The organism is Micromonospora sp. NPDC050980, from assembly GCF_040653835.1.
Classification (GTDB): domain Bacteria; phylum Actinomycetota; class Actinomycetes; order Mycobacteriales; family Micromonosporaceae; genus Micromonospora.
In genome coordinates, this window is sequence record NZ_JBFAGS010000002.1 from 473261 (window position 1) to 496240 (window position 22980).

The window sequence follows — 22980 nt, forward strand, 5'->3', positions numbered from 1 at the left end:
CAACCCCTTGATCATCGCCGCTCGGGCGCCTGAGCGTTTGCGGAATGGTCGACGACCGTAGCAGAATGGGTTGGTCCGCAGATGTCGGGGGATTCGCTGCGGCCGACGAACTTAATGATCGTAAAGGTCTTGGGGGACTGGATAATGATCTCTAGGTTGTGGTTCTAGCGGGGTAAACCCGACACCACATCACGTGGCATGGCGTTTGGCCAGGCCCTTTTCTCGATCGACTTGGGTAGGTGGAATGAGTCGCCCATGCGGCCATTCCCGCTTCGCCATGCATTCTGCCCGACCCGAACCGGACGGCACCGGGCTCCGTGCCGCCTGCCTGAATAGTGCGGGGATCTGCCCGGTCGTGCGTGGTCAACGCCTGTCGCCTGCCAGTTTACAGCCGAGGGGAATTCGAATTGCGTCAGATAGTGAAATGCGTCCAAGATGATTACGCGGCGTCATTCTCCCAGCACCGGATGTGGTTCCTCGACCGGCTGGACGCGGGCGGCGGCACCGCGTACGTCACCACTCCGATGTGGCGGGTGCACGGTCCGCTCGACCGGGCCCGTCTGCAGACGGCGCTCGACACGGTGGTCGCCCGGCACGACGCGCTGCGCGCCGTCTTCGGCGAACGCGACGGCGCACCCCGGGTCGCCCCGGCCCCGTCGGTCGACGTTGCCGTCGACTGGCGCGCCGCCGCCTCGACCGAGGACATCGTCGGACAGGCCGCCGCCGAGGCCGACCGGCCGTTCGACCTGGCCACCGGACCACTGCTGCGGGTGGTCGTCTGGCGGCTCACCGACACCGAGCACGTGCTGCTGGCGGCGATGCACCACATCGTCTCCGACGCCTGGTCGGTCGGCCTGCTGGCCGGTGAGCTGGCCGCCGCCTACGCCGGTGAGCCGCTGCCCGACCTGCCCGTGCGGTACGTCGACTTCGCCGAGTGGCAGCGTCGGGAACTCGACGGCAACCGGCTCGGCGACGACCTGGCGTACTGGCGTCGACAGCTCGCCGGCCTGCCCGCGCTCACCCTGCCCACCGACCGGCCGCGCCCGGAACGGCCTGGCCACGTGGCGGCCACGAACACGTTCGTGATCGGCCCGGAGCTGGTGGCCGGGCTGCACCGGCTCGGCCGCGAGCACGGCGCCACCCTCTACATGACGCTGCTGGCCGCCTTCCAGGCCCTGCTCGGGCAATGGAGCGGGCAGCGTGACTTCGGCATCGGCTCCCCGGTGGCCGGCCGCAGCCGGCCCGAGGTGGAGAACCTCATCGGACTGTTCGTCAACACCGTGGTCATGCGCGCCCGGCTGGCCGGGGACCCGACCTTCGTCGAGCTGCTCGGCCGGGTACGCGACGACGCGCTCGACGCCCTCGACCACCAGGAGGTCCCGTACGAGCGGGTGGTCCGCGAGCTTCGACCCGAGCGGCCCGACACGGACTCCCTCATCGACGCCTGGTTCGCCATGCAGAACGTGCCCGGCGAGGGCCCGTCGGGCGGCCCGCTGCGCTTCACCGACTTCGAGACCGACCGGCCCAAGGCGCTGTTCGCGGTGTCCCTGTTCGCCCAGCCGCGCGGCGACGAACTGGCGATGACGGTGGTCTACCGCTCGGACCTGTTCGACGCGGCCACCATCGACCGGTTGGTGCGGCGGTGGCGGGAGTTGCTGACGGCCGTGGTGGCGGACCCGGGCCGGCGGGTCGGCGAGTGGGAGCTGCCGGCCGCGGAGACGGCGGTGCTGCGCCGCTTCGGCGCCGCCGAGATGACCGGCCGGGTGGTGGACCCGGTGGCCGCCTTCACCGACCGCGTGCGCCGTGACGGCGCCGCCACCGCCGCCCTGACCGGCGACGCGCGGATCAGCTACGCCGAGTTGAACGCCCGCGCCAACCGGGTCGCGTGGTGGTTGCGGGAACGCGGCGTGCGCGCCGAGAGCCTGGTCGGGATCCGGCTGCCCCGCGGCGTCGACATGCTCGCCGCCGTCCTGGGGGTGCTCAAGGGCGGCGGGGCGTACCTGCCGTTGGACCCGGCGTGGCCCGCCGAACGGGTCGACTTCGTCCGCGCCGACGCCGGCGTCGACGTGCTGCTCGACGGGTCGCTGCCGGACGGTGGCCGCGACGACGACCCGGACGTGGTGGTGGATCCGGCGCAGTTGGCCTACGTGATCTACACGTCCGGCTCGACCGGCCGGCCCAAGGGCGTCGGGGTGTCGCGGGCGGCGATGGCGGCGCACGTGTCGCGGATGCGGCGGCGCTTCGGGCTCGGCCCGGCCGACCGGGTGCTCCAGTTCGCCGCGCTGGCCTTCGACGCCTCGATCGAGCAGATCTTCCCGGCGCTGTCCTGCGGCGCGGCGCTGGTGCTGCCGGAGCACGGCCTGGTCGCCCCGGCCACGCTGCTGCCGCTGCTGGACCGGCACGACGTCACGTTCGCCAACCTGCCGCCGGCGTACTTCGGCGAACTCGTCGCCGAGCTGACCGAGCGGGGCGGGACCGTGCCGCGCGCGCTGCGGTCCATGGTGCTCGGCGGTGACGCGGTCCGGCCCGCCGACGTCGACCGCTTCGCCGCGTGCTGCCCCGACGTGACGGTGCTCAACGCGTACGGGCCGACCGAGGCCACTGTCACCGCGACACTCGCCGAGATCCCGGGCGGCGGCACCGGCGTGACGCCGATCGGCCGGGCCCTCGCCGACCGCGACCTGTACGTGCTCGACACCCGGCTCCGGGACGTGCCGGTGGGCGCGGTCGGCGAGCTGTACGTGGGCGGCTCGCAGTTGGCCCGCGGCTACCTGGGCCGGCCGGGGCTGACCGCCGAGCGGTTCGTGCCGGACCCGCACGGGCGGGAAGCCGGCGGTCGGTTGTACCGCACCGGGGACCTGGTGCGGTGGCGTCCGGACGGGCAGTTGGAGTGGCGCGGCCGGGCCGACGGTCAGGTCAAGGTGCGCGGGTTCCGGGTCGAGGTGGGCGAGGTCGAGGCCCGACTGCGGGAGCACCCGGGCGTGCGCGACGCGGTCGTGGTCGCCTGGCAGGACCGGCTGGTGGCGTACCTGTCCGGCGACGGTGTCACCGGCGTGGCGGTACGCGACCGGTTGGCCGAGCGGCTGCCGGAGTACCTGGTGCCGGCCGTGGTGGTCGTGCTGGACGAGTTGCCGCGCACGGTGGGTGGCAAGGTCGACCGGGACCGGCTGCCCGACCCGGAGGGACACCGCCCCGAGGTCACCGACGGTTTCGAGGAGCCGCGCACCCCGACCGAGGAGGCGGTCGCCGACGTGTGGCGGCAGGTCCTGCGGGTCGACCGGATCGGCGTGCACGACAACTTCTTCGACCTGGGCGGTCACTCGCTGCTGGCCACGCTCGCGGTGGCCCGGCTGGTGAAGGCCCTCGACCGGCCGGTCGACGTGCGGACGTTCTTCGCCCACCCGACCATCGCCGAGTTCGCCGCCGCCCTGCCGGCGCCGTCCGCCGAACCCGCGCCGGCCATCGCCCGGCTGCGCCGCAGCGGCGACTTCCCGCTGTCCTTCGCCCAGGAACGCATGTGGTTCCTGCACCGGCTGGAACCCGACGCGCCCGACTACATGGCCGCGCTGGCCTGGCGGGTGGACGGGCCGCTCGACCGGGCCCGGCTCGACCGGGCGCTGCGGCAGCTCGTCGACCGGCACGAGGCGCTGCGCACCACGTTCCCGCTGGTCGGCGCGGAACCGGTGCAGCGGGTCGCCGCCACCGGCGAGCCGGCCGTCGACTGGCACGACGTGCGCTCGACCGCCGACCCGTACGCCGAGGCGGTGGCGCAGGCCGGCGCGGAGTTGCACCGCCCGTTCGACCTGGCCGCCGGGCCGCTGTTCCGGGCCCTGGTCTGGCAGCTCGGGCCGGCGGACCACCTGCTCGTGCTGGCCATGCACCACATCGTCTCCGACGGCTGGTCGATGGGCGTGCTGGTGCGCGAGCTGGGCGCCGCCTACGCCGGGGAGCCGCTGCCGGAACTGCCGGTGCAGTACGCCGACTACGCCGGCTGGCAGCGCCGGGAGCTCACCGGCGACCGCCTCGACGCCGAGCTGGCGCACTGGCGTGAGCGGCTGGCCGGCCTGCCCGCGCTGGAACCGCCCACCGACCGGCCCCGGCCGGCCCACCCCTCCTGGGCCGGCGCGACGCGCGAGTTCACGCTGGACCCCGAGCTGGTGGCCGGGTTGGAGCAACTGGGGCGCCGGCACGGCGCCACCCTCTACATGACGCTGCTCGCCGCGTTCCAGGCGGTGCTGTCGCGGTGGACCGGGCAGCACGACTTCGGCGTCGGGGTGCCGGTGGCCGGGCGGACCCGGGCCGAGGTGGAGAACGTCCTCGGGTTCTTCGTGAACACAGTGGTCATGCGCGCCGACACCGGCGGCGACCCGACCTTCACCGAGCTGCTCGCCCGGGTGCGCGACCGGGCGCTGGACGCCTACCAGTACCAGGAGCTGCCGTTCGAGCGGGTGGTGGCGGAGCTGCGCCCCGACCGGGACCCGGGCCGGTCCCCGCTGTTCCAGGTCATGTTCGACCTGGAGGTCCGCTCGATCGCCGCGCCCCGGCTCGGCGCCGCGCGGCTGCGTCCGGCCGAGATCCCGTTCGACGTCACCAAGTTCGACCTGATGTTCACCTTCACCACCGACCCCGGCTCGGCCGGCGGCTTCGTGCAGTACCGCACCGACCTGTTCGACGCGGCCACCATCGACCGGCTGGTGCACCGGTGCCGGGAGTTGCTCGCCGCGGTGGTCGCCGCGCCGGAGACCCGGCTCGGCGCGACCGCGCCGCCGGCCACCGAGACGGCGCTGCTGCGCCGGTTCGGCGGGGCCGAGGAGCCCGGCCGGGTGGTCGACCCGGTGGCCGCGTTCGAGGCGCGGGTGCGCCGCGGCCCCGGCGCGCTCGCCGCCGTCGCCACCGACGGCGTCCTGTCGTACGCGGAGTTGAACGCGCGCGCGAACCGGGTGGCGTGGTGGTTGCGGCAGCATGGTGTGCGTCCGGAGACGCCGGTGGTGGTGCGGCTGCCGCGCGGGGCACGGATGCTCGCCGCGGTGCTCGGCGTGCTCAAGGCCGGCGGGGCGTACGTGCCCGTCGACCCGGCGTGGCCGGCCGAGCGGGTCGACCTCGTCGCCGCCGACCTGGGCGCGTCAGTGGTGCTGGACGGGCCGCTGCCGGACGGTGGCCGCGACGACGACCCGGACGTGGCGGTGGATCCGGCGCAGTTGGCCTACGTGATCTACACGTCCGGCTCGACCGGCCGGCCCAAGGGCGTCGGCGTGTCGCGGGCGGCGATGGCGGCGCACGTGTCGCGGATGCGGCGGCGCTTCGGGCTCGGCCCGGCCGACCGGGTGCTCCAGTTCGCCGCGCTGGCCTTCGACGCCTCGATCGAGCAGATCTTCCCGGCGCTGTCCTGCGGCGCGGCGCTGGTGCTGCCGGAGCACGGTCTCGTCGCACCGGCCCAGCTCGTCGCCGACGTGGAACGCCACCGGGTGACCGTGATGGAAGTGGTCCCCGGCTACCTCACCGAGCTGATCGCCGAGGTCACCGCCGACGGCACCACCGCGCCCACCTGGAGCCCGGCCCGGCTGCGGCTGCTGGTGCTCGGCGGCGACGCGGTCCGCCCCGCCGACCTGGCGTGGTGGCGTCGGCACCACCCCGACGTCGCGGTGGTGAACACCTACGGCCCGACCGAGACCACGATCAGCGCCACCGTCTACGACGTGCCGTCCGAGGTGGACGGCGCGGTGCCGATCGGCCGCGCGGTGGGGGACCGGCCGCTGTACGTGCTCGACGGTCACCTCGCCGAGGTTCCGGTGGGCGCGGTCGGCGAGCTGTTCGTCGGCGGGTCGCAGCTGGCCCGGGGCTACCTGGGCCGGCCGGGACTGACCGCCGAGCGGTTCGTGCCGGACCCGCACGGGCGGGAACCCGGCGGCCGGCTGTACCGGACCGGGGACCTGGTCCGCTGGCGCTCCGACGGGCAGTTGGAGTTCCACGGCCGGGCCGACGGCCAGGTCAAGGTGCGTGGCTTCCGGATCGAGGTGGGCGAGGTCGAGGCCCGGCTGCGGGAGCACCCTGGTGTCCGCGACGCCGTGGTGGTCGCCTGGCGGGACCGGCTGGTGGCCTACCTGGCCGGCGACGGGGTGGCCGTCGACGAGCTGCGCGACCGGCTGGCCGAGCGGCTGCCCGGGTTCATGGTGCCGGCGGTGCTGATCGTCCTGGCCGAGCTGCCGCGCACCGTCGGCGGCAAGGTCGACCGGGACCGGCTGCCCGACCCCGCCGGTCACCGCCCGGCGTCCGGCGTCGACGCGGAACCGCCGCGTACCCCGACCGAGGAGACGATCGCCGACGTCTGGCGGCAGGTCCTCCAGGTCGACCGGATCGGAGTCCACGACAACTTCTTCCACCTGGGCGGGCACTCCCTGCTCGCCACCCGGGTCGCCATCCGGCTGCGCGCGGCCTTCGGCTGCGAGGTGGCCGTCCGCACCCTCTTCGAACAGCCCACCGTGGCCCGGCTCGCCGCCGCCGTCGAGGAGCGGCTGATGGCCGAGATCGCGGCGATGAGCAGCGAGGACGTCGAGCAGGCACTGAAGGAGCAGAACCGATGAGCACCATCCACGGCCTGATCGAGGCACAGGTCCGGCGTACCCCGGACGTCGTCGCGCTGGAGTTCGAGGGCGCGGAGTTGACCTACCGGGAGCTGGACCGGCGGGCGAACCGGCTCGCCCACGCCCTGCGCCGGCGCGGCGCCGGGCCCGAGACGGTGGTCGCCGTCGGCGCCCAGCGGTCGCTGGACCTGCTGGTCACGCTGCTCGGCGTGCTCAAGAGCGGCGCGGCCTACCTGCCGCTGGACCTGGAGCTGCCGACCGACCGGCTGGCCTACATGGCCGGCCAGGGCGGCGCGGTGGCAGTGGTCCGCGGCCCCAGCATGGACGTCGACCTGGGCCTGCCGGGCCTGCCCGAGCTGACCCCGGCCGACACCGACGGCGAACCCGACGAGCCGGTCGACGTCGCGGTGGACGGGCGCAACGCCTGCTACGTCATGTTCACCTCCGGTTCGACCGGGCGGCCCAAGGGCGTCGTGGTCGAGCACCGGGGCGTGGTCAACCGGCTGCGGTGGGGCCAGCACGAGTACGGCATGACCTCCGACGAGCGGGTGCTGCAGAAGACCCCGTACGCCTTCGACGTGTCGGTGCACGAACTGTTCTGGCCGCTCATGGTGGGCGCCCGCCTGGTCGTCGCCCGCCCGGGCGGGCACCGGGACACCCGCTATCTGGTGGAGACCATCCAGCGCCGGCGGATCACCAGCGCGCACTTCATCCCGACCATGCTGGCGCTGTTCGTCGGCGAACCCGGCGTCGCCGACTGCCACAGCCTGCGCCGGATCCTGGCCAGCGGCGAGGCGCTCCCCACCGACCTGCAGAACCGGGTGCTGCGCGCCCTGCCCGACGTGGAGCTGCACAACCTCTACGGCCCGACCGAGGCGTCCATCGAGGTGAGCGCGTGGGCCTGCCGGCCGGAGTGGTCCGGCGCGAGCGTGCCGATCGGCGCGGCGGTCGACAACACCCAGCTGCACATCCTCGACGCCGAGCTGCGCCCGGCCGACGACGACGGCCCGGGTGAGCTGTACCTGGCCGGGGTGCAGCTCGCCCGCGGCTACCTCGGCCAGCCGGGCCTGACCGCCGAGCGCTTCCTGCCCGACCCGTACGGCGAGCCGGGCGGCCGGATGTATCGCAGCGGCGACCTCGCCGGCTGGCACCGCCCCGGCGTGGTCGAGTACCTCGGCCGGGTCGACGAGCAGGTCAAACTCGCCGGCAACCGGGTGGAGCTGGGGGAGATCCAGGCCGTGCTCGACGACCAGCCGGGCGTGCGGGCCTCGGTGGTGGTGGCCACCGGTGACGCCGCCGACAAGCGGCTCGTCGCGTACGTGGTCGGGGACCGCCCGGACCTCGGTGAGCTGCGGGAGCGTCTCGCCGAGCGGCTGCCCGGCTACATGGTGCCGTCGACGTTCGTGCCGCTGGCCGAGCTGCCGCTGACCCCGAGCGGCAAGCTGGACCGCCGGGCGCTGCCCGCGCCCGACCGGCCCGACCTGGCCGTCGCGTACCGGGCGCCGGAGAACCCGGCGCAGGAGCGCGTCGCGAAGGTCTGGACCGACGTGTTCGGGGTCGCCCGGGTCGGCGTCGACGACACCTTCTTCGCCCTCGGCGGGCACTCGCTGCTGGCCGTGCGGCTGATCGCCCAGGTACGCGAGGAGTTCGGCGTCGAGGTCTCCATCCGGGACCTGTTCGAGGGCATGACCGTCGCCGGCCTGGCCGAGGCGGTCGCCGCGACGCCCACCGGTGACGCCGTCCCGGCGCTGGTGGTAGGCGACGACGACGCGCCGGCGGTGGCCTCGTTCGGCCAGGAGCGACTGCTGTTCCTGCAGCGGCTGCACCCGGACAGCCCCGGCTACGTCATCCCGGTCGCCTGGCGGATCGACGGGCACCTCGACGAGGCCACCCTGCGCCGGGCGCTGCGCCGGCTCGCCGCCCGCCACGACGCGCTGCGGACCCGGTTCGCCGGCGACACGCCGGTGGTCGAGCCGGAGCCGGCGGTGGCGCTGGAGCGGGTCGACGCCGACGCCTGGCACGAGGAGCTGGCGGCCGAGCGGATCCGCGAACCGTTCGACCTGGCGGCCGGGCCGCTGTGGCGTGCCACCCTGGTCCGCCTGCCCGAGCGCGACGTGCTGCTGCTGGTGCTGCACCACGTGGTCGCCGACGGGTGGTCGCTCGGCGTGATCGCCCGGGAACTCGGCGAGCTGTACGCCGGGGCGACCCCGCCCGCGCCGCCGGTGCGCTACGTCGACTTCGCCCGCTGGCAGCGCACCGCCCTGGGCCCGGCGCGGCTCGCCGCGGAGCTCGACGGGTGGCGCGACGCCCTCGCCGGCGTACCCGCGTTGGAGCTGCCCACCGACCGGCCCCGGCCGGCGGTGCTCGGCGCGGACGGCGCCACCCACCGCTTCGCGCTGCCCGCCGACGCCCTGCGCCGGCTCGCCGCGTTCGCCCAGGAACGACACACCACCCTGCACACGGTGCTGCTGGCGGCGTTCCAGGCGCTGCTCGGCCGGTGGAGCGGGCAGCACGACTTCGCCGTCGGCACGCCGGTGGCCGGCCGGTCCCGCGCCGAGGTGGCGAACGTCGTCGGCTTCTTCGTCAACACCGTCGCCGTCCGCGCCGACCTGACCGGCGATCCCACCCTGGCCGAGCTTCTCGGGCGGGTCCGCGAGGCCACCCTGCACGCCTACGAACACCAGGACGTGCCGTTCGAGCAGGTGGTCGCGGAGCTGCGGCCGGAACGGGACCTCAGCCGCACCCCGATCCACCAGACCATGTTCGCGCTGCGGGACACCGCGGCCACCGCGCTGCGGCTGCCCGGCCGGGCCGTCACCGAACTCGCGCTGGGCTGGCGGACCGCCAAGTTCGACCTCACCCTCTTCGTCGACGAGGCGCCCGACGGGACCCGCACCGGCCTGTTCGAGTACGCCACCGACCTGTTCGACCCGGCCACCGTCGGTCGCCTGGCCGACGGGTACGCCCGGCTGCTCGACGCCCTCGCCGACGACAACGGCGCGCGGTTCGGCGACTGGCCGGTGCTCGACCCCGCCGAGCGGGACGCCCTGCTGGCGGCGGGCACCGCGGCGACACCGGAACTGCCCGCCCGGGCGCTGCACCACCTCGTCGCCGACCGGGTCGCCGCCGGGCCGGACCGGCCCGCCGTGCTCGACGGCGCGACCGTCTGGACGTACGCCGAGCTGGACCGGCGGGCGAACCGGTTGGCGCACCACCTGATCGACCTCGGGGTGGGCCCGGAGACCGTGGTGGCGGTCAGCCTGCCGCGCGGCGCCGACCTGGTTCGCGCGCAGCTCGCCGTGCTCCGGGCCGGCGGCGCCTACCTGCCGCTGGACGCCGACCAGCCGACCGAACGCAGCCGGCACATGGTCACCACCGCCGACGTCACGCTGCTGGTCACCGCCGCCGGGCACCACGACGGCGCGGGGCTGGACTGCCACGTCGTCGACCTGGTCCGCGACGCCGCCGAGCTGGACCGGCGGCCGGCGACCGACCCGGCGGTCCCGGTCGACCCGGAGCAGCTCGCCTACGTGGTGCACACCTCCGGCTCGACCGGCCGCCCCAAGGGCATCGGCATCACCCACCGGAACCTGGTCCGCACCGTCCACCAGGGCGGCTACCTGGACCTGACGCCGGACGACCGGGTGGCGTTCGCGGCCAACCCGCTCTTCGACGCCGCCGCCTTCGAGGTGTGGGCCACGGTGGTCGCCGGGGCGACCGTGGTCATCACCCCGTCCGACGTGGCGCTGTCCACCGCCGCCCTGGCCGCGCACCTGGCGCGGCACCGGGTCACCACGCTGTTCCTCACCACCGCCCTGTTCCACCAGGTCGCCCGGGAACGCCCGGACGCGCTGCGCGGGCTGCGGCACGTGCTCTTCGGCGGGGAGACGTCCGACCCGGCCACGGTGGACGGGCTGCTCGCCCACGGCGGCCCCGAGCACCTGCTGCACATGTACGGCCCGGCCGAGTCGACCACGTTCAGCACCTGGCACCCGGTGACCGCGCCGGCCGGCGACGCCGGCCGCGTCCCGATCGGCCGGCCCACCCACCACACCACCGGCTACGTGGTCGACCGGCGGCTGCGGCCGGTCGGCCTCGGGGTGGTCGGCGAGCTGCTGCTCGGTGGCGCCGGCCTGGCCCGGGGGTACGTCGGGTCGCCGGCCCTGACCGCCGAGCGGTTCCTGCCCGACCCGTTCGGCACGCCCGGCGGCCGGGTGTACCGCACCGGCGACCTGGTCCGTTGGGCCGGCGACGGGGTGCTGGAGTTCGTCGGCCGCGCCGACGGGCAGGTGAAGGTCCGCGGGTTCCGGGTCGAGCCGGGCGAGGTCGAGACGGCGGCACGCCGCCACCCGGCGGTCCGGGACGCGGTGGTGCTCGCCCGCGGGGACCGCACCGGCGTGCTCAACCTCGTCGCGTACGTGGCCGCCGACCCGGCCGAGCTGGGCGACCTGCGGGCGTGGCTCGGCCGGGAACTGCCGGCGTACCTGGTGCCGGCCGCCGTGGTGGTCCTCGACGAGCTGCCGCTGACCGGGAACGGCAAGGTCGACCGGGCCGCCCTGCCCGAACCGACGTACGCCGCCGGCGCCGGCCGGCGGGCGCCGGCGACGGAACTTCAACGGCAGCTCGCCGAGATCTTCAGCGAGGTCCTCGGCGTCGCCGAACCGGGCATGGACGACGACTTCTTCGCCCTCGGCGGGCACTCCCTGCTGGCCATCAAGGTGGTCGGCGCGGTGGCCGCCCGCACCGGCCGGGAGATCACCTTCCGGGACCTGTTCACCGCCCGCAGCGTGGCCGGGCTGGCCCGCCTGCTCGCCGACCGCGACCCGGCCGGCGCGCCGATCACCCGGGGCGGAGAAACCACCGGACTGCCCGTCTCCTTCGGGCAGGAACGGTTGGTGTTCCTCGACCGGCTGGAGGGCGCCGGGGCGGCGTACACCATCCCGCTGGCGTGGCGGCTGACCGGGCCGGTGCACGCCGACCGGCTGGCCGCGGCGCTGGACGCGCTCGTCGACCGGCACGAGTCGCTGCGCACCCGGTTCACCCTGGCCGACGGCGTGGTCCGGCAGGACGTCACGCCCGGCTGGGCCGGCCTGGACCGCCGCGTCGCGGCCACGGTGGGCGACGCGGAGGCCGACCTGGCCCGGGTGGCCCGCGAACCGTTCGAGCTGACCACCGGGCCGCTGTTCCGGGCCGTGCTGTGGCAGGCCGGCGACACCCACCTGCTGCTGCTCGCCATGCACCACGCCGTCTCCGACGGCTGGTCGGCGGCGGTGCTCATCCGGGAGCTGGAGGCCGGCTACGACGGGACCGACGTGCCCCGCCCGCCGGTGCGCTACGCCGACTTCGCCGCCTGGCAGCGGCGCCGGCTCGCCGGCGACCGGCTGGCCGTGGACCTGGCGCACTGGCGTCGGCGGCTGGCCGACCTGCCCGACCTGGAGCTGCCCACCGACCGGCCCCGGCCGGCGGTGCGCGACGGCGCCGGGGCGAGCGTCGGCTTCACCGTCGACGCGGACCTCGTCGCCGCGCTGGACCGACTCGGCCGCGCGCACGGCGCCACCCTGTTCATGACGCTGCTCGCCGCCTACCAGGTGCTGCTGGGCCGGTGGAGCGGCCAGAGCGACTTCGCCGTCGGCACCCCGGTCGCGGGGAGGGGCCGCCCGGAGGTCCGCGACGTGGTCGGGTTCTTCCTGAACACGCTGGTGCTGCGCGCCGACCTGACCGGCGGGCCCCGATTCGCCGACCTGCTCGCCCGAGTACGCGACGACGCGCTCGCCGCGTACGAGCATCAGGAGCTGCCGTTCGGCCGGCTGGTCGAGGAGCTGAGCCCGGAGCGTGACCTGGGCCGTTCCCCGCTGTTCCAGGCGTTGTTCAGCTACAACGACTGGACGCTGGACACCCTGCGGCTCGGCCCGGCCGACGGCGTCGCGCAGCCGGTGGACCGGGGCGCGGCCAAGCTCGACCTGACCCTGGAGCTGGTGCACGGCCCGGACGGGTTGGCCGGCTCGCTGGACTACACCACCGACATCTTCGACGCCGCCACGATCGCGCGGATGGCGCAGGCGTACCTCCGGCTGCTGCGGGCGGTCGCGGCCGAGCCGGCGGCCCGGATCGCCGACCTGCCGCTGACCGGGGACGAGGCGGCCCCGGCGGTGACCCGACCGGCCGCGCCGTTCCGCTCGCTGCTCGACCGGATCGCCGACCACGTGCGGGCCACCCCGGACGCCACCGCCCTGACCGGTCCCGGCGGCGAGCTGACCTACGCGGAGCTGGACCGGCGGTCCAACCGGCTCGCCCACCACCTGCGTGCGCGGGGGGTCGGCCCGGAGGACCGGGTCGGGCTGCGGCTGCCCCGGGGCGTCGACACCGTGGTCGCCGTGCTCGCCGTCTGGAAGGCCGGCGGGGCGTTCGTCGGGCTCGACCCGGAGCTGCCGCCACACCGCCTGGCGCGACTGGTCGAGGGCGCCGGGGTGCGGCTCGTGCTCGACCCGGACGAGGTCGCCGGACCGGCGTCGGCCGCCCGCCCGGCCACCCCGCCGGACGTCGACATCCACCCCGACCAGCTCGCCTACCTGGTGCACACCTCCGGTTCCACCGGCACGCCGAAGGGGGTGCTGGTCGAGCACCGCGGTATCACCGCCTACCTCGACACCATCGGCGCGCACTACCGGCTCGACGCCGACGACGTCGTGCTGCAACGCGCGTCGCCCAGCTTCGACGCGTTCCTGCGCGACTGCGTCGGCCCGCTCACCGCCGGCGCGACAGTGCTGATGGCCGAGCGGTCCGACCTGTCCACGCTCGCCGCCGACCTGCCCGGCCGGCCCGCGCCGACCGCGCTGTTGAGCATGGTGCCGTCGCTGCTGCACCAGTTGCTCGACGCCGGGGACGTCGGCGCCGCGAACCTGCCCGCGCTGCGGCTGCTCGTGCTCAGCGGCGAGCCGTGCACCCCCGCGTTGCTGGCCCGGGTGCGCCGGGCGCTGCCCGGCCTGCGCCGGGTCGTCAACCAGTACGGCCCCACCGAGGCGACGGTCACCACCACGGTCGCCGACCTCGACCCGAGCCGGCCGTACGAGTCGGTCGGGATCGGCGTGCCGATGCCGGGGACCACGGTGCACCTGCTCGACGCGGCGCTGCGTCCGGTGCCGGTGGGCGTCTTCGGCGAGGTGCACATCGGCGGAAGCGGTGTCAGCCGCGGCTACCACGACCGGCCCGGCCGCACCGCCGCCGCGTACCTGCCGGACCCGGCGGGACCGCCCGGCGCGCGGATGTACCGTACCGGCGACGCGGCCCGCCGGCTGGCCGACGGGACGCTCGAGTTCCGGGGCCGGCTGGACCGGCAGGTGAAGGTGCGCGGGGTCCGGGTGGAACCGGCCGAGGTGGAGGCCGCCCTGGCCGATCACCCCGAGGTCGGCGCCGCGGCGGTGGTGGCCCGCCTGGACGGGCCGAACGGCTGGCGGCTCGCCGGCTACGCCCAGCGGACCCCGGGCGGCCGGGTCGGCGAGGTGGACCTGCGCCGCCACCTGGAGGCCCGCCTGCCGTACGCGATGATCCCGGCCGAGCTGCTGGTCCTCGACGCCCTGCCGCTGCTGGGCAACGGCAAGGTGGACCGGGCGGCGCTGCCCGAGATCCGGGCCGCGCTGCCGGCGGTGACCCGGGTGGCCCCGCGCACCGATGTCGAGCGGGTCGTCGCCGAGATCTGGGCCGACCTGCTGGACCGGCCCGACGTCGGGGTCGAGGACGACTTCTTCGCCCTCGGCGGCCACTCGCTGACCGCCCTGCGGGTCATCTCCCGGCTGCGCGAACGGCTGGCCGTCCCGGTCACCCTGCGCGTCTTCTTCGAGGCCCGCACCATCGCCCGGCTCGCTCGGAAACTGGAGGAAACCCGATGACCGCCCTCACCGCCGCCCAGCAGGAGCTGCTCCGCCGGCGGCTCACCGGAGACGCCGGGCGTGCCGCCCCGGCGGGGATCACCCGCGGCAGCGGCACCCGCGACCTGCCGGTCTCGTTCGGGCAGGAACGGCTGGTCTTCCTCGACCGGCTCGACGACGCCGGCGCGGCGTACACCATCCCGGTGGCGTGGCGGCTCACCGGGCCGCTGGACCGCGACCGGCTCGACGCCGCGTTCGCCGCCCTGGTCGACCGGCACGAGGCGCTGCGGACCCGGTTCACCGTCGTCGACGGGGTGGTCCGGCAGGACATCGTGGCCGGCTGGCCGGGTGTCGACTGGCGGAACGCCGACGACGTCACCGAGGTCGCCGAGGCGGCCCGGCAGGTCGCGGCCGAGCCGTTCGACCTGGAGACCGGGCCGCTGTTCCGGGTCACCGGATGGCGGCTCACCCCGACCGACCACGTGGTCCTGCTGACCCTGCACCACATCGTCGCCGACGGCTGGTCGACCGGTGTGCTGGTGCGGGACCTGGAGGCGTTGCACGCCGGGACGCCGTCGCCCGAGCCGCCGGTGCGGTACGCCGACTACGCGGCCTGGCAGCGCGGCCCGGCCGCGGAGAACGGCCGGGAGCGGGACCTGGCGTACTGGCGGGACCGGCTGGCCGGGCTGCCGCCACTGGAGCTGCCCACCGACGGCGACCGCCCGGCCGGCCGCCGCACCGCCGGCGCGAGCTGCGACGTCACGCTCCCGGCCGAGTTGGTCACCGCGGTGCAGCGGTTCGCCAGGCAACGCGGCGCGACGGTGCACATGGTCCTGCTCGCGGCGTTCGAGGCGATCCTGGGCCGGCTCGCCGGCCAGGTCGACTTCGGCGTCGGCACCCCCGTCGCCGGGCGGAACCGGCCCGAGGTGGAGCAGGTCGTCGGCTTCTTCGTGAACACCCTGGTGCTGCGGGCCGACCTGCGCGGCAACCCGTCCTTCACCCACCTGCTCGACCGGGTCCGCGCCGACGCGCTCGGCGCCTACGATCACCAGGAGACGCCCTTCGAGCGGGTGGTCGACCAGGTCGGCGCCGACCGGAGCCTGGACCGCAACCCGCTGTTCCAGGTCATGTTCAGCCTCGACGACGACCCGGACGACCGGCCGGTGCGGCTCGGCACGGTCACCGGCACGCGGTTCGAGTTGGACCTCGACGCGGTCAAGTTCGACCTGATCCTGCAGACCGCGCGCCGGGCGGACGGACTGGCCGCCGCGTTCTTCCACCGGGCGGACCGGTGGCGACCGGCGACCGTGCGGCGGTGGGCCGCGCAGTACCGGCGGCTGCTGGAGCAGGCCGTCGCCCACCCGGACACGCCGCTGGCCGACCTGGACCTGCTGCCCGAGCGGGAGCGGCGCCAACTCGCCGCCTGGGCCGCCCCGGCGCGCGGCTACCACTCACCGGACCTGCTGCACGAGCGGTTCGCCCGGCAGGTCGCCGCCGACCCGACCGCCCCCGCCGTGGTGGCGGGGACCCGGCGGGTCGACTACGGCACGCTCAACGCGCGGGCGAACCAGCTCGCCCACCGGCTGCGCGCGGCCGGGGTCGGGCCGGAGACACCGGTGGCGCTCTGCGTGCGCCGCGACCTCGACCTGGCCGTCGGCATCCTCGGCATCCTCAAGGCCGGCGGGACGTACGTGCCGCTGGACCCGGAACACCCGCGCGACCGGCTGGAGTACGTGGTCGGCGACGCCGGGGTCCGGCTGGCCGTGGTGTCGCCCGAGTTCGCCGACCGGGTGCCGGTGGCGCCGGCCGGGCTGCTGCGCCTGGACGACCCGGCGATCACCGCCGCGTCCACGGAGGACCCGGCGCCGGTCACCGACGCCGACCACCTCGCCTACGTCATCTACACCTCCGGCTCCACCGGCCGGCCGAAGGGGGTGGGCGTGGCGCACCGGCAGGTGGTACGGCTGCTCGACTCCTGCGCCGACGACCTGGACCTGCCGCCCGGCGGGGTGTGGAGCCTGTTCCACTCGTACGCGTTCGACTTCTCGGTCTGGGAGCTGTGGGGGGCGCTGACCCGCGGCGGCACCGTCGTGCTCGTCGACCGGGCCACCGCCCGCGACCCGCAGCGCTTCGCCGCGCTGCTGGCCGCCGAACGGGTGACCATGCTCAGCCAGACCCCGGGCGCGTTCCGCAACCTGCGGGCCGCCCTCGGTGACCGGCCATTGGCCGACCTCGGCGTGCGGCACGTGGTGCTCGGCGGCGAGAAGCTCGACGTACCCGAACTGGAGGGCTGGCTCGACGGGCCGGGCGCGGGCGTTCGGGTGGTCAACATGTACGGCATCACCGAGACCACCGTGCACGTCACGCACCGCCTGGTCACCGCCGCCGACCTGGCCGGCGACGCCACCTCCCCGATCGGCCGGCCGCTGGGCGACCTGACCGTGCACGTGCTCGACCGGCACCTGCGGCCCGTTCCGGTCGGCGCGACCGGCGAGATGTACGTCGGCGGCGCCGGCCTGGCCCGCGGCTACCTGGGCCGGCCGGGGCTGACCGCGGAGCGGTTCGTGCCGGACCCGTTCTCCGCCGTCCCCGGCGCCCGGCTCTACCGCACCGGTGACCGGGCCCGCTACCGGGCCGACGGCGACCTGGAGTACCGGGGTCGCGCCGACGACCAGGTGAAGGTGCGCGGCCACCGGATCGAGCTGGGCGAGGTGGAGGCCGCCCTGCTGCGCCATCAGGCGGTCGGCCAGGCCGCCGTGGTGGCCCGCGGCGACCGCAGCGGCGAGCACCGGCTGCACGCCTACCTGGTCGTCGACGGCGAGTTGACCGGCGAGCCGGTGCGGCGTTGGCTGCGCGACCGGCTGCCCGAGGCGATGGTGCCGGCGACGTTCACCGTGCTGCCGGCGCTGCCGCTGACCGCCAACGGCAAGGTCGACCGGCGCGCGCTGCCGGCCGTCGACGGGGCGGCGCTGGACGACGCGCGCGACCATGTCCCGCCGGCCACCCCGACCGAGCGGCTGCTGGCCGAGGTGTGGTGCGAGGCGCTGGACACCGACCGGGTCGGTGTCACCGACCGCTTCTTCGACCTGGGCGGCGACTCGATCCTCGCGCTGCGCGTGGTCGGGCTCGCCGAGCGGCGCGGCGTGACCGTGGCGCTGCGCGACGTCTTCGCCCACCAGGCGCTCGGCGAGCTGGCCCGGGCCGTCGACACCGCCGCGGACGGCCGCGCCGGCGAACCCGCCGGGGCGGCGCCGGTCGAGCGGTTCGCCATGGTCGCCCCGGCCGACCGGGACCGGCTGCCCGCCGGCCTCGCGGACGCCTACCCGCTGACCCGGATGCAGCAGGGCATGCTCTACGAGCTACTGGCCGACGCCGGCAAGGGCGCCTACCACAACGTGACCAGTTTCCGGGTGCAGGAGCCGGCCGGGTTCGACGCCGCCGCCATGCGGGCCGCGGCCGAGGCCGTGGTGGACCGCTACGAGATCCTCCGTACCGGATTCGACTGGAGCTCCTACGAGGAGCCGCTGCAACTGGTGCGCGAGCGGGGCACCCTGCCGGTCGGCGTGGACGACCTGCGCGACCTGCCCGAGCAGGCCCAGGCCCGGCGCGTCCGGGAGCACCTGCGGGCCGAGTCGGTGCGGTGGTTCGAACTGACCGAGCCGCCGCTGATCCGGTTGCACGTGCACGTGCTCAACGACGTCGAGTACCGGCTCACCATCACCGACTGCCACGCCGTGCTGGACGGCTGGAGCCTGACCTCGCTCATCGCGGAGCTGGTCGACCGGCACCGCCGGTCGGTCACCGGCGCGGGCCCGGTGCCGCCCACCGGTCCGGTGCCCCGCTTCGCGGAGTACGTCGCCCTGGAGCGGGCCGCGGTGGCCGACCCGGCCGCCCGGGCGTTCTGGGACACCATGGTGGAGCGGTTCCCGCCGGTGCGGGTGCCGCGCTCGGTCAGTGCGGCACCGGCCGACAAGTCCACGTGCGAGGCGCTGCGCGGCTACCGGCACCTGCGGCCGGGCATCGACGCGCTGGCCGCCCGGGCCGGCGTGCCGCGCAAGACGGTCCTGTTCACCGCCTACCACCACCTGATGGGGCAGCTCGCCGACGGTGACGCGTACGCCACCGGGTTCGCCACCAACGGGCGTCCGGAGCGGGCCGGCGCGGAGAGCATGCGCGGGCTGTTCCTCAACGTGGTGCCGTTCGGGGTGGCGTCGGCGGCGACGAGCTGGGTGGGGCTGCTGCGCGACGTGTTCGCCGCCGAACAGGACGTCCTGACGCACCGGCGCTTCCCGCTGGCGGAGCTGCAACGGGGCCGGTGGGCGGGCGAGGTGCTGGTCGACACCGCGTTCAACTACGTGCACTTCCACGCCCTGGACAGCGAGCACAAGCAGGAGATCGAGGAGATCGCCCGGACCAACTTCGGGCTCATGGTCACCACCGGTCCGGAGGGCGTCTCGTTCGAGGCCGACGCCGGCCGGATGTCCCCCGGTGAGGTGGAGCGGCTGGCCGACGCGTACTGCGAGCTGCTGGCGCGGATGGTCGCCGAGCCGGACGCGGCGCCCGGCGTGCCCTCGTCGGTCGACGACACCCGGGCCGGCGTCGCCGCGTCCGACCCGCGCAGCCTGGTCGACGTCCTGGCCGCCCAGGTCGCCGCCCGGCCGGGGCAGGTCGCGCTGGCCACGCCGGACGGCCCGGTCAGCTACGCCGACCTGGACGCGCGGGCCGACCGGGTGGCGCACCGCCTGCGCCGGCACGGCGCCGGCCCGGACCGCGTCGTCGGGCTCTGCGCCGAGCGGTCCGCCGATCTGATCGTCGGCATGCTCGGCATCCTCAAGGCGGGCGCGGCGTACCTGCCGATGGACCCGCGGGACCCGCGCCGCCGGCTCGACCTGCTCGCCGCGGACGCCGGCGTCGAGCTGGTGCTGGTGCAGCCGGCCTGGCGGCACCAGGTGCCGGCGCGGATCGGCACCGTGCTCACCCTCGCCGAGGAGACGTTCGCGGCCGAGCCGGCGCAGGCGCCGGCGACCCCGGACGCCGACGACCTGGCCTGCGTGCTCTACACCTCGGGCTCCACCGGGCGACCCAAGGGCATCGCGGTGACCCACCGGTCGATCGTCGACTCGCTGCTGCGGCAGGACTTCGTCCACCTCGGCGCGGACGAGACCGTGCTGCACCTGAGCAGCGTCAACTGGGACGCGGCGATCTTCGAGATCTTCGGTCCGCTGCTGCACGGCGGCACCTGCGCGATCTACCCGGCCGAGCCGGTCACCCCGGCCGGCGTCGTCGCGGCGATCCGCCGCCACGGCGTGACCACCGCCTTCCTCACCACGACGTTGTTCAACCTGGCGGTCGAGCAGGTGCCGGCGGAGTTGGGCGGGCTGCGGCAGCTCGTCTTCGGCGGCGAGGCGGCGTCCGCGCCGCACTGCCGGGACCTGGCCGCCCGCTGGCCGCACCTGCGGCTGGTCAACGGGTACGGCCCGGTCGAGGCGCTCTTCGTGGTCACCGCGCATCAGGTCGGCGACCTGCCGGCGGACGCGGTGAGCGTGCCGATCGGCCGGCCGCTGGCCCGGACCACTGTGCTCGTGCTCGACGACGCGCTGCGCCCGGCGCCGGTCGGCGTGGCCGGCGAGATCTACCTCGGCGGTGACTGCCTGGCCCGGGGCTATTTCGGCCGGCCGGGGCTGACCGCGGAGCGGTTCGTGCCCGATCCGGCCGGTGGCGGCCGGCGGCTCTACCGCACCGGTGACCGGGGGCGGTGGCGCTCCGACGGCAGCCTGGAGTTCGGCGGCCGGATCGACGGGCAGGTCAAGATCAGGGGTCGGCGCATCGAACTCGGCGAGATCGAGGCGGTGCTCGCCACCCGTCCCGACGTGGCGATGGCCGCGGTGGCCGCGCACGCCGACCGTCCCGGTGACGCCCGACTCGTCGCCTACCTGGTGCCGGTGGCCGGGCCGGGCCGGCCCGACGTCGCCGAGCTGCGCCGCTGGCTGCGGGACCGGCTGCCGGCCTACCTGGTGCCGACCGCGTTCGTCACGCTGGACGCGCTGCCGTTGACCGGGAACGGCAAGCTCGACCGGGCGGCGCTGCCGGCTCCGACTGCCGACAGCGGGCCGGAGCGGCCGTACCTGGAGCCGCGCACCGAGGTCGAGGCGACCCTGGCGAAGCTGTGGGCGGAGACGCTCCGGCTGGACCGGGTGGGCGTGCACGACGACTTCTTCGACCTCGGCGGGCACTCGCTGGCCATCGTGCGGCTCGCCGCCCGCGCCTGCGACCTGGGCCTGCCGCTCGGGGTGGCCGACCTGGTGGAGCACCCGACCGTGGCGGCGCTGGCCGCCGCGATCGCCGGGCGGGAACCCACCGGCGCCGGCACGGCGGTACGCCACGACGCCGGTGTGGTGGTGAACCTCCGCGACGGCGACGCCGACCGGCGCCCACTGTGGTGCGTGCACCCCAGCGGCGGCAGCGTCGCCTGGTACCTGCCGCTGGCCCAGGCCCTGCCCGCCGGCCGGCCGGTGCGCGGTCTGCAGGCCCGGGGCATCGACGGCGGTGTCGACGCCGACACGATGACCGGGCTGGCCGAGGACTACCTGCGCGAGCTGCGGGCGGCCCAGCCGCACGGCCCGTACGCCCTGCTGGGCTGGTCGATGGGGGCGAACATCGCCCAGGAGATGGCGATCCGACTGACCGCAGCCGGTGAGCGGGTGGACGTCCTGCTGCTGCTCGAACCGGCGGTGCCCGACGAGGCCGGGGTGTTCACGGTCACCGAGGCGCTGGACCTGCTGGACCGGGCGGTGGCGATGCGCGCGGCGATCCGCGAGCTGACCCCGGGCACCCCGGCCCGGCTCAGCCAGGAACGCGAGCTGGTCGCCACGCTGGTGGCGGCCGGCGTCGACGAGGCCGAGGCGGAGTTGGGCGCGGACTGGCCGGTGACGATGTGGACGGCGTTGCTGCGGGCCGCCGCCGGCTACCGTCCGCAGCCCTACCGGGGCCCGGCGCACCTGCTGGTCACCGCCGAGGCGGCCGGCGCCGGCCCGGGCCGCCCCTCGGTGGTCGCCGGGGCGGACGGGCCCGCCTACGAGCGGCGTTGCCGGGAGATGTTCCCGGGCGCGCTCACCGTGCACCACCTGCCCGGCACCCACCGGAGCATGGTCACCGAACCGGGCGTGGCGGCCGTCGCCGACCTCGCCGCCGAGCTGCTGGAGCGTACCCCGTGAGCACCGCGATCCTGACCGACCGTTACCTGCTGGACGACGACCTGGTCGCCGACCCGTACCCGTACCTGGCCCAGCTGCGGGCCGCCGAGCCGGTGCACTGGAGCCCCGTGCACCGGGCGTGGCTGGTCACCGGCTACGAGCCGGCGGTGGCCTGCTACACCGAGCCGGCGATCTCCGCCGACCGGATCGGTCCGATGCTGGCCCAGACCCCGCCGGACCTGCTCGGCCCGCAGGCGGCCCGCGCCTTCTCGATCATGGCGGGGTGGATGGTCTTCGTCGACCCGCCCGAGCACCGGCGGCTGCGCAGCGTCTTCCGGGGCGCCTTCGGGGCGAGTCAGGTGCGGCGCAACCGCCCGATGGTGCAGGAGGCGGTGGCCCGGTTGGCCGCCCGGGCCGGGGCCGGCGGCGACGTCATCGACCTGGTGACCGAGTTCGCCCGGCCGCTGCCGGCGACCGTCGCGGCGGCCTGGATGGGCGTGCCGGTCGAGGACACCGCGATGTTCCAGCGGCTGGCGATCCAGGTCGGCGACCTGGCGCTGGGCTCGGTGCAGTCGCCCGAGGAGAACGAGCGTTCGCAGCAGGCGCTGCTGGATCTCTTCGACTACCTGCGCGCACTGGTCCGGGCCCGCCGGGCCGCGCCCCGCGAGGACCTGGTCAGCGCCGCGCTCGCGAGCGGCCTGGTGGGGGAGTCGGTGAGCGAGGACGAGTTCGTCGCCATGCTCACCCATGTGGCGTTCGCCGGCGGCGAGACCACCAGCAACCTCATCGCCGTGGGCACCTGGAACCTGTTGCGCCACCCCGATCAGCTCGCCCGGCTGCGGGCCGAACCGGAGCTGGCGCCGGTGGCCGTGGAGGAGCTGCTGCGCTTCGACGGGCCGTCCAAGATGTCCATCCGGCAGGTCAAGGACGACTTCGAGCTGGCCGGCCGCCGGTTGCGGTCGGGGCAGCGGCTCTACGTGGTCACCGCCGGGGCGAACCGGGACCCGGCGCGCTTCGACCGGCCGGACGAGCTGGACCTGCGCCGGAGCCCGAACCCGCACCTGGGTTTCGGGCAGGGCGGCCACTTCTGCCTGGGCGCCCCGCTGGCCCGGCTGGTGGCCGGCGCGGCGCTGACCGACCTGCTGGCCGCCGCGCCGGGGCTGGCGCTCGCCACGGCCGAGGTGCGCTGGCAACCCTCGCTGCTCAACCGCAGCCTGCGGGCGCTGCCGGTGCGTCTCTGACCCCGCGCGGGCGGCCACGCCGGTGCGCCCGCGCCGCACGCCTCCCGGTCGTCCGACCGGGACCCGTCCGAACACCGAACGAGAACCGAACGAGAAGGAG

General features: G+C 75.6%; 4 protein-coding genes. All 4 read left to right on the forward strand.

Annotated features, from left to right (window positions below; all coding sequences use genetic code 11):
- Positions 1–419: 419 nt before the first annotated feature.
- Genes AB0H28_RS05945 through AB0H28_RS05960 form a run of 4 tightly spaced genes read left to right on the forward strand, consistent with a single transcriptional unit; the run spans position 420 to position 22880 of the window.
- Positions 420–6581: an amino acid adenylation domain-containing protein gene (locus AB0H28_RS05945; RefSeq protein WP_358034858.1), complete on the forward strand. Its 6162-nt coding sequence runs from the start codon at positions 420–422 to the stop codon at positions 6579–6581.
- Complete coding sequence (locus AB0H28_RS05950) at positions 6578–14467, forward strand: amino acid adenylation domain-containing protein (RefSeq protein WP_358034861.1); 7890 nt, start codon at positions 6578–6580, stop codon at positions 14465–14467. The genes AB0H28_RS05945 and AB0H28_RS05950 overlap by 4 nt, the downstream gene beginning before the upstream one ends.
- Positions 14464–21660 carry an amino acid adenylation domain-containing protein gene (locus AB0H28_RS05955; RefSeq protein WP_358034864.1) on the forward strand — a complete coding sequence of 2399 codons (7197 nt, stop codon included), beginning with the start codon at positions 14464–14466 and terminating at the stop codon, positions 21658–21660. Before AB0H28_RS05950 ends, AB0H28_RS05955 begins: the two co-directional genes overlap by 4 nt.
- Positions 21657–22880 (forward strand): cytochrome P450, encoded by a 1224-nt coding sequence (locus tag AB0H28_RS05960; RefSeq protein WP_358034867.1) that lies wholly within the window; start codon positions 21657–21659, stop codon positions 22878–22880. Before AB0H28_RS05955 ends, AB0H28_RS05960 begins: the two co-directional genes overlap by 4 nt.
- Positions 22881–22980 lie beyond the last annotated feature (100 nt).